The sequence below is a fragment of the Bacteroides congonensis genome (assembly GCF_900130125.1).
Taxonomy (GTDB): domain Bacteria; phylum Bacteroidota; class Bacteroidia; order Bacteroidales; family Bacteroidaceae; genus Bacteroides; species Bacteroides congonensis.
The window spans coordinates 1,409,448-1,423,751 of record NZ_FQXY01000010.1 but is presented as its reverse complement, the minus strand read 5'-3'; the positions used below and the strand labels follow the sequence as shown (position 1 = coordinate 1,423,751).

Here is a 14,304-nt window from a genome sequence, read left to right as displayed (position 1 = left end):
ATAGCAACATCTGCAAACTTATCAGTGCCAAATCCTTCGATTTTTTTCCTTCAGGCCTATTCCGGATCGTATATTTCAGAAAATAGAATGATTGAATATACAATTTTTCATATCTGGTCTTTTTCCGGACTATTTATAAATCAGCACTCCTCTCCCCTAATTTTAAGGCGTACGCAGATAATTTAAAAGAGAAGTTTGTAATTTGGTAAAGAGAAAAGTACTATAAGTCAAAGCCCGAATATTATAAATCGCTTTATTTGCATCACCATTTAAGTCTATTTGTATTTATTCTTATTATAAACTTTAATATCTGCACTATGAAGAGAAAGGTACTATTAAGCACATTGTTCCTAATGCTCCACATGACAGTAGTATTAGCACAGCAAGTAACTATTTCAGGGCAAGTGTTGGATGAGAAGAGCGAACCTCTGATCGGTGCTACGGTAAATATCGAAGGCACTACCAACGCCGTAATTACAGATTTAGAAGGAAAGTTCACAATAAAAGCGCTTCCTTCCGAAAAGATTGTCATCGGTTATCTGGGATATAAGCCCAAAACCGTGGCTATCGGAAAAAACCGCAGGTTCAATATAGTTCTTGACCCGTCGGTGACAGAGATGGACGAGGTAGTTGTCGTAGGATACGGCAGCCAGCGAAAAAGCGATATCGCAACCGCCGTAGCATCAGTCAACATAAAGGATATTGCCCAAAGCAGTTCGGCACAGACCCTGCAAGCACTGCAAGGCAAAATCAGCGGTGTACAGATTATCCCGACAGACGGCTCACTATCAAGCGGAATGACTTTCAGAATCAGAGGTGTCAACTCCATCACAGGCGGAACCCAACCTCTGTTTGTAATCGACGGCGTCTCTATGCCAACCCAACAAATTACGAATGAAGATACCGAAACGGTAAACAACCCTTTGTTAGGACTGAATCCGAACGATATCGAATCAATGGAAATATTGAAGGACGCAGCGGCAGCAGCCATTTATGGAGCTAAAGGAGCCAATGGCGTTGTCATCATCACCACCAAACGGGGAGCAGCCTCTACCAAACCTAAATTCTCGTTCAGCCTGACAGGAGGTTTGGATATGAATCCCAATATTCCGCTGGAAGTATTATCTCCGGAAGAGTACGCAAAGAAAATGCTTGATTACGGAACATACGATAGTCCGAACCTCATCAATTTCTGGCAAAACGTGATTGACAACAAAGGTTGGAGCGACCCGTCCGTACACAATTGGATGGATGAAATTACCCGGACAGCCAGGAAATATGAAGCAAACGCAAGTATATCCGGCGGAACAAAAGGGACAACTTACATGCTCTCCCTCGGATACCTGAACAATACGGGAATTATCAAACGCTCCGCATTCGACCGTTTCACCTCACGCCTGAACTTGAATCAGGAGGTCAATTCCAAAATCAATATCGGAATTAATTTATCTTATTCTACGTCCAAGGACAAGAATCCGGTCAGCGACTGGTCACAGTCGGGAGTTATCCTCAATGCCTTGCAAATTTCCCCTTTCCTGTTTTATCCGGGACTGGCAGATATCATGAATTACAGCAACGTCAATATCATGAGCCCACTGGTAGCAGTGGAGCAGGTCGACATAAATAACCGATACAGTGAACTAAACGGCAATATCTACTTCAACTACAAGATATTGAAAGACCTGACGTTCAGCACCAGTGCTTCCTACCGCCAATATTCTATGAACCAAGACAAGCTCTGGGGCTCGGACACATGGTACGGGCAATCGGAAAGGGGCCGTATGGAAATCAGCAACCGGGAAGAAAACAGTTGGGTGTACGAAGCACGCCTGCAATATGCCAAAAACATAAAGAAGCACTCTTTCTCATTAATGGGAGCCTTCGAAGCCAGCAAATGGTCGATGAAAGACATCTACAACAAATCGACAAACTTTGAGGATATGGCTGTCGGTATATGGGGAATAGACAAAGGGCTGGTTACTTACGCTCCCAAATATACGTATGACAGCAACCAGATGATTTCATATATCAGTAGAGGAACCTATACCTTCGACAATAAGTATGTATTAAATGCCTCCTTGCGTGTCGATGGTTCATCCAAGTTCGGAATCAATAACAAATACGGATATTTCCCTGCCGTCAGTGTGGCATGGCGCGCTTCCGAAGAAGAATTCATCAAGAAGTTTGATTTTATATCCAATTTAAGGGTACGTACCAGTTTCGGTATGACAGGCAACAATCAGATACCCTCTTACCAATCTCTGTCTCAGTTGGAGAATAACAAAGTAGTAATGAACGGAAGCTCGATAGAAATCGGTCGCTACCCTTCCAATGTCACCAATGACGACCTGAAATGGGAAAGCCAGAAACAGTACAACATCGGATTTGATTTCGGAGTATTGGACAACCGTTTCTCCATCACAGCAGACTTTTACTACAAAAGGATTGACGACATGTTACTGCAAGTAAATATACCTTCCACCTCCGGTTATACCAAAGCCTGGAAAAACGCAGGTTCGATGGAGAACAAAGGTATGGAATTCGCCATCAACGCAAACTGGCTGAAAGGCGCTTTCAACTGGTCGACGGACTTCAACATCTCCTTCTACAAGAATAAGATTCTGTCATTGGACAAAGGGCAGTACCAACAATTCTATGACAGGGGGATTAATGCCAAAATCACCAGTGACGTCTTGCTCAGAGTGGGCATGCCGGTAGGTATATACTACGGTTATATCAGCGACGGAACCTACAACAATGACGCCGAAGTCATCAACGGTTATCCCGGTCCTAACCTCGGGTTGGGACAGCTCAAAGTGGTCGACGTAAATAAGGACGGTGTGATTGACTCGAACGACCGCACCCCCATTGCGGACGTTAACCCCAAGCATACAGGAGGAATCGGAAATACATTCTCTTATAAAGGTTTTGATTTGTATGCCTTCTTCCGATGGTCATACGGCAATGACGTGGTTAACGGCAACGCATATTACCTCGTAGGCACGACCAGCATCAATAATGTACTGAAAAGTGTCTATAAAGATGTATGGTCTGCCAACACTCCTGATCACAATTATCCTTTGTACGGCAGAGGTACATGGGGAGAAAGCGTACTTAGAAGCGACCTTGTAGAAGACGGTTCATTCTTACGGTTGCAAACCCTGACTCTGGGCTATAACTTCCCTGCCAAACTAACCGGCAAAATGGGACTCTCCAAAATGCGCATAGCACTGACCGGAACGAACTTATGGCTCTGGACCCGTTACTCCGGCTTCGACCCCGAAGCAAATACCGGTTACGGAACAGTAGCCCGTCTGGCTCCCGGACTCGACATGAGCCCGTACCCGAGACCACGCTCCTTCTCGCTTTCAATCGAACTAGGGTTTTAATCATAAAAGAACAAGTACATGAATAAGTTTAACATATTAATTGCAATGCTTGTATGCCTGAACATTTGTGGCTGCTCCGATTTTCTGGAAGAAGACCCCAAAGGCAGACTGACAACAGGTAATTTCTACAACAGTGAATCCGATGCGCGACAAGCCATCAACGGTGTTTACCGCAGATTATCCGACTCGTGGGTGACGGGATATAATATCAAGCAAATCCCCAACGACCTGCTGAAACGCGCAAGCTGGGACGAAGCAAGCGGACTAAGTAACTTCACATACGGTTCTGAAAACACTTATATCGCCGGTATGTGGCAAAATCACTATGCAGTGATTAAAGACTGCAACTCGGTGATAGACAACGTGACTGCCAATAAAGAGAAAATCAACAACTGGGAAAGATATGTCGGACAGGCACATGGCATCCGTGCTTTCCTGTATTTCGACCTTGTCAGGTGGTTTGGTGATGTACCGCTGGTATTGACCGATACCAAATCTCTTGACGGACTGGAGGTGACACGCACTCCGCAGAAAGAAGTATTCCGGCAAATCATAGAGGATTTCGAATACTGTATCAGTCACACAATGGATAAGGGCGACACTTCAAAAGGCTATCAATACGGCAGATTGACCAAAGACGCCTGTCATGGTTTCCTGGCTAAAGTATATTTATGGTTGGGTAGCGTAGCTCAACGCGACGGAAAGGAAATATCAGGCAATGCAGCCGACAATTTCGAGAAGTCACTCGAACATTCAAGTGCTGTTATTCAGGGCGGACGTTACAAACTGGTAGACTATTATCCGGATGTATTCAATGCCAAGACCCGGGACAAGGCACCGGATGAAGTTTTGTGGTGTGTTCAGGGATTGACAGGTGACGATACGGGAACATGGACAGGCATGATGTTCGGTATCAGAGGCAACCAGAACCTCGGAGGTTCGTGGGATAACATTTCAAGTTCGGACTACCACCGCATGATGTATGAACCGAGCGACTCTATCCGCCGTTTATGGAACTGCCCACGAATGACCATACAAGACGACGGAACGTTATGGGGCTGGGACTACAAGATGTATTGGGACACAAGGGGCGACCAGAAGCTGAGCGAGGCCACGGAGAACAATAACTGGCTGCAATGGAGTATCGGCAAATTCAGACGATATCCGTTGGCAGACCCTTCATCATACAATTACACCAACTTCGGTATGGATGAACCTCTGCTCCGCTATGCGGACGTGTTACTGATGTATGCGGAAGCATACAACGAAGTCAACCATGGTCCCGGCGACTACCGACCTTCTTCTGGAATGGACATGAGCGGAATCTCCATACAGTCTGCTTACGACGCTGTCAACCTTGTGCGCAAACGTTCGCGAATCGCCAATGAAGGCATTATGCACCAGGATGTACTGCCCCGTAAATTAATTACCGACTATGCCACCGAAGTAGACGAATGTGTACCCGACTGGAAACCCGGAGCATACGGTTATATCTACGATGGAGTAAGAACTGCCTGGGAGTATAACAGATACGGCGATGATTATACAGCCTTCAGAACTGAAATACTTAACGAACGGGCACGCGAACTAGTAGCCGAGTCGACCGACAGGTGGTGCGACCTCGTCCGCCGCGGTATCCTGGTAAAGCAGATGCAGGCATGGCGGCAATACAACCCGTTCATCAGTAATACGGAACGGGAAATCACAACTCCCGGAGCTCCAGAGAATATCCAATCCCGCAATATGTTATTGCCCGTGCCCTTGAGTGAAATAGATGTGAACAAGAACCTGACTCAGAACCCGGGATATTAATCTTTTGTGTCAACTTAAAACGATAAGAGAATGAAAACAACCTATACTAAATTCATACTTCTGCTCGCAGCAACTACATTTATTGCGTGCAATGAAGAGGAAGCCCCCAGCTTACATATCTCCGCCAGCGCAGACAAGACAGAGGTAAAGGTAGGAGACCCCGTTACATTCAGTATCCGGCATAATGCAATGGCCGTATCCATTTACACCGGAGACGACGGGCACGACTACAAGAGCAGTGCCTACTATCTACTGCAAGGAAAAACCAACAATGATTTACAAAACAACAATTATCGCCCTATCGATCCGGAAATTACACCGTATAATTGTAACTTTGCCGATACACCCGCCGGTTCCACTTCCATTAAGGACAATCTCGCAGAAGTTGTGAACGCAGGCAGTGGCGATAACCTGATAGGTTCGGAAGCCGAAATCGAGTATGACGAGTCCATTCAGCAAAATGTACTGAAAATCACATCCGTTCATCCCGAATGGTGGTATCAGGCACTCCGCCTGCATACGGACGCCAAGCTGGGAACAAACAAAAAGCTGAATTTACGGATGAGATTCGACAAAGACATTCTGGAAGATGTCAGTTCGGGAGAGCAGCGTCCGGACATCACAACCTTTCAGGTAGTCATCCGCCTCGGCGGCATTGGAGTCGGTGAAACGGAGGTTATATTCAGAGATGAAACCGTCTGGGACATATACTGGAATCCCAATACCGCGTTTACGGACTACTCCGTTGATTTGTCAAGTGTTATAGACGCCTGGCAGGGAGCTACGGGAAAAACTATGGGTACATTGTCATACATACAGATCTTATTTACTCCTAGTAATAATGCCGGATATTTAGGCGATTACTACATAGCTTCCGCAAGTTATGGCGATATAGACTATATTCCGTTCTCCACAGGCCAGTCTCTGAACATCAATGACAACTCCGGAATATTGAAATATCAATATACGTATACGCAACCGGGTAATTATCAGGTAGTCGTAATAGGCACCAATACAAGTATGAAAAACTATTCGGATAGCGGGTATAAAGACAATGTAGGAAACAATATTCATGCAAGTGAATATGATTACAACACTCAGTTCTCTACCATTGACATAACCGTTCGTCCATAACACAGACGTTTTTTGCTTATGAGATATTATAAACAAATCATTCTGTCACTTATCGTTCTTTCCTGTGCATTCATAACCGGCAATGCACAGGAAGAACTCCTGTTCCGTCATCTGACCAGAAACGAGGGACTGCTACACGATAACGTGACCTGTATCGTACAAGACTCCTTAGGATATATGTGGTTCGGAAGCCATAGAGGGCTTAATCGGTACGACGGATATTCCATTGATTCCTACAAGTACGAAAACGGTATTATAAATTCAGTCTATTATAACAGAGTTTATAGTATTCAGATAGTAGGCCGCTATATCTGGCTGGCTACAGAAGCCGGACTGGCTTGTTTTGATATCAGAACCAAGCAATTTGTCAGTTACCGGACAGAGGCTCAACCCGATCCCGCCTTTTATTCCAAAGTCAGGGTGCTCAAGCAGGGCATTGGTAATCAGTTATGGCTCATATCGGATAACCAAATCAGATTGGTAAAGATTGAATCTTCCGGAAAAGATAACGGGGAACCGGTCATTTCTGCCAGAAAGATAGGAGACACTTACAATTATATTTCCGACGAGTTGAACCCGAAGGTAGCAACAGACAGCTTGGGAAATGCCTGGATTTCGGGAAAAAGGTATCTGTCTGCCTACAAGGTTGACGCTAAGGGAGAACTGAAGTTTTCCGGCAATATCAATAATAACATAGGATCGGGAGTCAGGGATATTTGTTATGATAACGGAGATTTATGGATCATCTATCAGGAACATCTGGCTAAATATAAAATCGAAAACGACGGCAGTTATACACTAGCCAAGCAGGTCATGTTCCATACTCCGGGTGGAGTACTGTCCTTATGTGTTGACCCCGAATATGTATGGATAGGAGCAAACGAAGGGCTTTTCCAAGTATGGAAAAGCAATGAGTCCACCTCTGTCATGGAACATAAGCACTCACCGTCCAATCCCTATTCGGTAGGAAGTGACATCAACAATATCTTCCTCGACAGGGACAATAATCTATGGGTATCCGCCTGGACCGCAGGCGTGTCTTATGCCAATACAAGGACCCGTTTTTTCAAGACAGTCAGATACAGTCCTTTCAGAACGTCCGATACAAGTATCGGTTCCGAGTTTATCAGTTCCGTACATTACAGCAAGGATGGCCATGTATATATGGGAAGCAAGTTTGGCGGATTGAGCTGTTTCGATATCAGAACTAAAGAGGTGATATGGGATTATTGTCACCTTCCCCAGTTATTTCCGAGTATCACAAGTATGCAGTCGGATAACAGGAATGTCTATGCAGCTGTCAGAGATAATATCGTCATTATCAATAAAAAGACAAGAGAAGTTACCCACTCACTGCGGACAATCAACGGCGGTTATATTTTCTGGCTGGATTTCGACAAGTTCAACCGTTTGTGGGTCACGACGTATGCCGGACTGGAGTGTTTCGAAGAGATCAACGGTCTATGGAAAAACACGATGACCTATACCAGCCGGACACCCGCTCCCTGTAATCTGTCCACCGACTTGCTTCACAACATATATAGCGACACAACTAAAAATGAACTCATTATCACATCGGCAATGGGTATCAACCGTGTCATATTCGATAATGAAGGCAAAGTAGTCCGTATCGTCAAATATCTGGCGAGAGAGAACGACAAGAACAGTTTAAACAGTAACTACATCTGGCCTATCGACAAGGGAAGTGACTCTACTTACTGGATAGGCACCATGGGCAACGGGCTTAACAAAGTGACACTGATAGACAGGCCTAACGGGATTTATGACTACTCAGCCGAAAGTTACGGGATAGAAGCCGGAGCGACGTCCAACGACATAGAGAGTATCGAAGTCGACAAGTTCGGGCGTGTATGGTGCGGAGGCTTTAACCTGAACTACTTCGACGACGGGATAAAACGCTTCAATGTATTCGACACAAACGATGGCTTACAAAGTTATGTGTTCGGTACTTCCTCTTCCGCCAAGGATGACGAAGGAAACTTATACTTCGGAGGAGCCCACGGCCTGAACTACTTCACTCCTATTGCCGAAACTCCGCATAACACCTCATATCGTGTTTACTTTACCGGTTGCCATATCAACGGAAAACCTGTAGACTCGGACATCGAATTTTCCAACAGTCTTGAACTCAAGTATCCTGATAATAATTTCTCCGTCAACTTCACCTCATTATCTTACAGAAACCAGCACCACATACGCTACCGCTACAAACTGGAAGGATATGATAATGAATGGCGACATATAGAAGCAGGCAAGGAACCAGCCGTAGCTTATCAGAAAATTCCGTTCGGTTCGCATACCTTACTGGTGGAAGCAGGCGACTGGCAAACATGGAGTAATGAACAATATGCATTGCAGATTTACTCCCACCCCCCTTTCTGGATGACTTGGTGGGCTTATACCCTATATATCCTCGCCATTCTGGGACTGTTCTACGTAGGTTTCCGTTACTTCATCAAGTGGACTCAGATGAAGAATACGATTTCCATGCAGAAAGAACAGGAACGACAGAAAGAGGAAATGATGCAAATGAAAATGAGATTCTTCACGGATGTTTCTCATGAGTTCCGGACCCCGCTGACCTTGATAAGCCACGCTATCAATGAGATTGCTGAAGACGAGGACATTTGCACAAACAAATATGTAAATATCATAAAGCATAATACAGGCAAACTGTCAAACATGGTCAACGAACTGCTTGATTTTCACCGGGCAGAAGTGAAGTCCGCCCAACTCAGGACGGCCTATACTTCTATTCCTGAATACGTGAGCGATATTTACGAAGAATTCAAAGGTTGGGCGGAAGCCTCCGACATCCATGTGAACTTACAAATTGACAATCCGGAGATCGGGATGTGGATAGACCCGGAGCATTTCGGTAAAATACTGTCGAATATCCTTTCCAACAGTATACGCTATTCTCATGCCGGCAGCGAAATCAACATTCAGGTTGCTAAAGGATACATGAATGACATTGTTCCCCGCTATAAGGATTCTTTCTGGAATACCAAAGAAATGATTCCCGGCGAACAGGCGATAATAAGAGTGAGCGATACTGGGATTGGCATAGAGAAAGCCGTACTGCCTACCATTTTCAAACGTTTTCATCAGGTGCAAAATAATACAGGTAAACAGCATACCGGTTCGGGCATCGGGTTATCTCTGGTCAAGTCCCTTATCGAACTCCACCACGGCGGAATTATCATCAGCAGCAAGCCGGATACAGGAACCGAAGTTATCATAGCCCTGCCGATATCGGACACCTATCTGGCCAAAGAGGAAAAAATAGAAGAAAGTACTTTCGTACTAAAAGACTATTTATCAAACTATGCAGTAGAGTACGAACCATTGGAGATAGAAGAAACCACAGCCATCTATATGGAAGGCAAACCTACGATTCTGCTGGTAGACGACAACCACGAAATACTTATGATATTAAGGGAGTATTTCGTAAAAGACTATAATATCATCATGGCTATTGATGGACAGGAAGCCTTGGACAAATGCAACCGCAGCCTTCCGGACATTATCATTTCAGACGTAATGATGCCCAGAATGAACGGTATAGAACTGTGTGCAACTCTAAAGAAGAACTTACAGACTTGTTTTATTCCTATCATTCTGCTTACTGCAAAATCGCAGGTTGAGGACCAGATTGAAGGGATTGAAATGGGAGCGGATGCGTACATCCCCAAACCCTTCAACCCCAGACTTCTCAAAGCAAATGTCCGCAATCTTCTCAATAAGAGTCATCAGACACGGAATCTGTCTACCGCCAACAACGTCCGGCAGGAGATTCAAGACAAGAAACAGAGAGAAGTGTTTGACAAACTAGTAGAGTTGGTTAATGCCAATCTAACCGACCGGCAATTCTCTGTCGACCACCTCTGCCTCGAACTTGGGATGAACAGAACCAAATTATATAGCTTTATCAAATCGACAACCGGAATGTCTTTGGGAAATTACATCCGTAAGATTCGGTTGGACAAGGCAGCAGAATTGTTAAGAACCACCGATATGTCAATCAGTGAAGTCGGTTATGCCGTCGGAATCGAAAGTCCGTCTTATTTCACGAGAACATTTAAAGAACAATTCGGCAGTTCACCTTCCGAATTTATCAAGCATTAGTCACATTAATATTTATATTATGAAGAAATTAATCCTCAGTATCCTGGTATTCAGCCTCGCTACAACCGCTTTGCCACAACAGGTAAAAGAAATAGAAATCCTTCCCAATGAAAAATGGTGGGGAGGAGCTACCGACCTCGGCAATAAAATGCCTTTCTGCGATAACACAATAGAAGCCGACCTGCAAACCCAGAATTTTAATAACCAGACTACCCCGTTACTTATCTCGAATAAGGGACGTTATATCTGGTGTGACGGTCCATTCCGGTTTCAACTGAGAGACGGCAAAATCCGCATAGAATCCGCCAGAGGAACAATAGAGTGCGCTACCGCGGGAAACACATTAAAAGAGGCTTACCTAGCCGCTTCCGGAAAGTATCTCCCACCCGCCGGTATATTGCCGCCCGAACTGTTCTTCTCAAAACCGCAATACAATACCTGGATAGAGCTTATATATAATCAGAATCAAAAGGATATCCTGGAATATGCAAGAAGTATTATCGACAACGGATTTCCTACCGGCATACTGATGATTGACGATAACTGGCAAAAAGATTACGGAAACTTCAACTTCCGCCCGGACAAGTTTCCGAACCCCCAAGCAATGGTTGACGAACTTCATGCCATGGGATTTAAAGTGATGTTATGGGTAAGTCCGTTTGTATCACCCGATAGCGAAGAATTCAGGTATCTAAAGACAAAGGGATATCTGGTAAAAAGAAAAGGCAGTGACCAGCCGGCAATTCTCGATTGGTGGAACGGTTCCAGTGCCTGCTATGACCTGAGCAATCCCGACGCTTATAACCATTTACGGAGTACGCTCAAGAAAATGCAGCAAGACTATCATATCGACGGTTTCAAATTCGATGCGGGAGACCCAGAAAGATATCCGGAAAAAGAGGTGGATGTTTTCGACCGCCAATCGTATGATACCGAACAGACTTATTTATGGGCTAAGTTGGGGCTAGAATTTCCTTATAACGAATTCCGAGCCTGTTGGAAATTAGGCGGCCAGCCTTTAGTGCAGCGCCTGGGTGACAAGAAATACTCATGGAACGGAGTGGCAAGCCTGGTTCCCTCAATGATAGCTGCGGGTCTGTTGGGATATTCGTATGCCTGTCCCGACATGATTGGCGGTGGAGAATATTCCAGTTTTCAGGGTATTGATGCGTCCGGTTTTGACCAGACATTGATTGTACGCTCCTGCCAGATACATTCCATGATGCCGATGATGCAGTTTTCAGTAGCCCCCTGGCGGATTCTAAGCAAAGAGAACCTGGAAACGTGCATCAAGTATGCCAAATGGCATGAGCAACTAGGTGATTATATACTCTCACAGGCAAAAAATGCCTCTATTACAGGAGAACCTATTGTACGTCACATGGATTATGCCTTCCCTAATCAGGGATTTGAAGAATGCAGGGACCAGTATATGTTGGGGGATAAATACCTGATAGCCCCCATTATGTCCAGCGACAATACACGTACAGTAAAACTCCCCAAAGGTAAATGGAAAGATGATCTGGGAAAAGTCTATAAAGGAGGTAAAACGTATACCCTCGATGTCCCTCTTTCACGGCTTCCCTGGTTTGTAGAAGTTAAATAATCCCGAATATTCACACTTCATATATAGTATCCCATGAAAAGACTCTTGTTATCTCTTTTTTGTATTCCGGCTCTGTTATTGACTTTCTGCAATGACAAAGTAAACTCCAAAGAAGAAACAGAATCTCCCGCTTTCAGTGCACCGGATCAACTGGAGAAAGTAACATACCAACCCTCGGAGGAAATAATTTGTAACCCGGAGAGAGGATTCTTCACTCATCAGGAATATGCCACGGACAATAACCACTCCATTACCCCTGCCTTCTTGAAAGAATGTCGGGAGAAAGGCATGAGCCTTATATTCACCGCCTACTACATGAGAGATTTCAAAGATAAGTTGATTTCCGAAGAATATCTGCAACGGATACGCAACAATATGTTGGTTCTCAGAAAAGGAGGAGCAAAATCTGTATTACGCTTTGCATATACTTCCTCTGAAAACGAAAAACCATGGGATGCTCCCTGGGAACTCACGGAACAGCATATCCAACAACTAAAACCCATTCTGGAAGAATTTTCGGATGTAATATGTGTACTCGAAGCCGGATTTGTCGGGGTATGGGGAGAATGGTACTATACCGACCATTATAACTACCAGCCTAAAAAGGGAGAGTACGCTCCCCGCCGTAAGGTACTGGACGCCCTTCTGAAAGTGATGCCTAAAGATAGGATGATAAGTGTACGGTATCCGGTAGCCAAGTTATTTACTTTCAATATTAACTACACCGACACCATTACCAGGAAAACGGCTTATAATGAATCCGACTTATCTCGTATAGCTTTTCACAACGACTGTTTTCTGGCCGACATAGACGATATGGGCACTTTCGGAGAGAATCCCGATTACAGAAAATTCTGGGAATGGGAAACAAAGTATGTAGCGATGGGCGGTGAGACTTGTAAACTGTCGGAGTATTCAAACTGTGAGAATGCGGTAGTTGACTTCGCCAAATATCATTGGTCTTATATCAATATTGATTATCATCCTGGTGTCATCAATCAATGGGAAGACGAACAATGTATGAACGAAATACAAAAGCGTCTGGGGTATCGCTTCACTCTCTCCGAAGGGTACTTTACTCCCAAAGGAGAAATAGGTTGTCCTTATGAGGTGGTGATAAAGTTACAGAATACAGGTTGGGCTGCCCCATTTAATCCGAGAGATGTCGAGATTGTATTTGTCCACAAAAAGAAGAAAGAGAACAAGTATAAGAGCAAGCTTAAAGAAGACCCGCGTTTCTGGTTTCCGAATGAGCAGATTACCATTCAGGCTCGATTCGGACTGCCGGAATCAATGCCAAGCGGTGAATATGATATTTATTTGAATCTTCCCGACCCCAGACCAACCATTTCGGCACGTTGGGAATACAGTATACAATTAGCTAACAAAGATGTATGGAACAAACAATACGGATATAATAAAATACACAGTACAATGTTGGTTACTAATTCAAATAAAGCACCTTTCGTTGGAGAAAGTTTAGAAAAGTTCCAGGTAAAATAATTCAAAGAAAAGTCTTCTTTGAGGGAAAAAGGAAAGGCAGGCAAAAGCGATACACCTACAAAGTTTGTCGTTTTTGTTTTTTTAGGTACTTTTGTAATCGAAAAAACCAAAATGCAGTATCTGCCCAAGAATTATGAAGCATCCCCTATCCCAATTCCTATACTGTCCCGAATGTGGTTCATCTCATTTCGAAGTTAACAACGAGAAGTCCAAAAGATGTGCCGACTGCGGTTTTGTCTATTACTTTAATCCCTCTGCTGCTACCGTGGCACTTATCTTGAATGAAAAGAACGAGCTGCTCGTTTGCCGACGTGCCAAAGAGCCTGCTAAAGGGACGCTTGACCTGCCCGGCGGATTTATAGATATGAATGAAACAGGCGAAGAAGGTGTTGCCCGCGAAGTGCTCGAAGAAACGGGATTGAAAGTAAAAAAAGCTGTTTATCAGTTCACACTGCCTAATATTTACATCTATTCCGGTTTTCCTGTTCATACGCTCGACCTATTTTTTCTCTGCACGGTAGAAGATATGAGCCACTTTTCCGCTATGGATGATGTAGCAGATTCTTTCTTCCTGCCTCTCACTGAAATCAATCCGGAAGATTTCGGGTTGGATTCTATACAACGGGGACTTAAAAAGTTCTTATCAAGTAGATAATTCGTTAAAATATAACAAATTAGAGAAACATATCCCATTCTATTCTGTCTAATATT

7 protein-coding genes are annotated in these 14,304 nt (G+C 44.3%); all 7 read left to right on the top strand.

Features of this window, described 5'->3' with window-relative positions; translation table 11 throughout:
- Positions 1 to 317 precede the first annotated feature (317 nt).
- The 7 genes from BQ7997_RS16515 to BQ7997_RS16485 all read left to right on the top strand — a co-directional run bounded on the left by BQ7997_RS16515 (position 318) and on the right by BQ7997_RS16485 (position 14,248).
- Positions 318 to 3,389 carry a SusC/RagA family TonB-linked outer membrane protein gene (locus BQ7997_RS16515; RefSeq protein ID WP_073347279.1) on the top strand — a complete coding sequence of 1,024 codons (3,072 nt, stop codon included), beginning with the start codon at positions 318 to 320 and terminating at the stop codon, positions 3,387 to 3,389.
- Positions 3,390 to 3,407: 18 nt separating this feature from the next.
- On the top strand, positions 3,408 to 5,201 hold the full coding sequence (locus BQ7997_RS16510) for a RagB/SusD family nutrient uptake outer membrane protein (RefSeq protein WP_073347278.1): 1,794 nt from the start codon (positions 3,408 to 3,410) through the stop codon (positions 5,199 to 5,201).
- A gap of 30 nt (positions 5,202 to 5,231) precedes the next feature.
- Positions 5,232 to 6,335, top strand: coding sequence for a DUF5017 domain-containing protein (locus BQ7997_RS16505; RefSeq protein WP_073347277.1), 1,104 nt, complete (start codon positions 5,232 to 5,234; stop codon positions 6,333 to 6,335).
- A gap of 18 nt (positions 6,336 to 6,353) precedes the next feature.
- A complete protein-coding gene (locus BQ7997_RS16500; protein ID WP_073347276.1) occupies positions 6,354 to 10,484 on the top strand; it encodes a hybrid sensor histidine kinase/response regulator transcription factor in 4,131 nt (1,376 codons plus the stop codon).
- Between the two features lie 19 nt (positions 10,485 to 10,503).
- Positions 10,504 to 12,090 (top strand): glycoside hydrolase family 31 protein, encoded by a 1,587-nt coding sequence (locus tag BQ7997_RS16495; protein ID WP_073347275.1) that lies wholly within the window; start codon positions 10,504 to 10,506, stop codon positions 12,088 to 12,090.
- A gap of 33 nt (positions 12,091 to 12,123) precedes the next feature.
- Positions 12,124 to 13,593: a DUF4832 domain-containing protein gene (locus BQ7997_RS16490; protein ID WP_073347274.1), complete on the top strand. Its 1,470-nt coding sequence runs from the start codon at positions 12,124 to 12,126 to the stop codon at positions 13,591 to 13,593.
- A gap of 133 nt (positions 13,594 to 13,726) precedes the next feature.
- Positions 13,727 to 14,248 (top strand): NUDIX hydrolase, encoded by a 522-nt coding sequence (locus BQ7997_RS16485; protein WP_073347273.1) that lies wholly within the window; start codon positions 13,727 to 13,729, stop codon positions 14,246 to 14,248.
- Positions 14,249 to 14,304: the final 56 nt, after the last annotated feature.

Excerpts from the sequence above, each read along its gene's own strand:
- BQ7997_RS16515 (WP_073347279.1), top strand. The coding sequence starts at position 318 with ATGAAGAGAAAGGTACTATTAAGCACATTGTTCCTAATGCTCCACATG.
- BQ7997_RS16510 (WP_073347278.1), top strand. The coding sequence starts at position 3,408 with ATGAATAAGTTTAACATATTAATTGCAATGCTTGTATGCCTGAACATT.
- BQ7997_RS16505 (WP_073347277.1), top strand. The coding sequence starts at position 5,232 with ATGAAAACAACCTATACTAAATTCATACTTCTGCTCGCAGCAACTACA.
- BQ7997_RS16500 (WP_073347276.1), top strand. The coding sequence starts at position 6,354 with ATGAGATATTATAAACAAATCATTCTGTCACTTATCGTTCTTTCCTGT.
- BQ7997_RS16495 (WP_073347275.1), top strand. The coding sequence starts at position 10,504 with ATGAAGAAATTAATCCTCAGTATCCTGGTATTCAGCCTCGCTACAACC.
- BQ7997_RS16490 (WP_073347274.1), top strand. The coding sequence starts at position 12,124 with ATGAAAAGACTCTTGTTATCTCTTTTTTGTATTCCGGCTCTGTTATTG.
- BQ7997_RS16485 (WP_073347273.1), top strand. The coding sequence starts at position 13,727 with ATGAAGCATCCCCTATCCCAATTCCTATACTGTCCCGAATGTGGTTCA.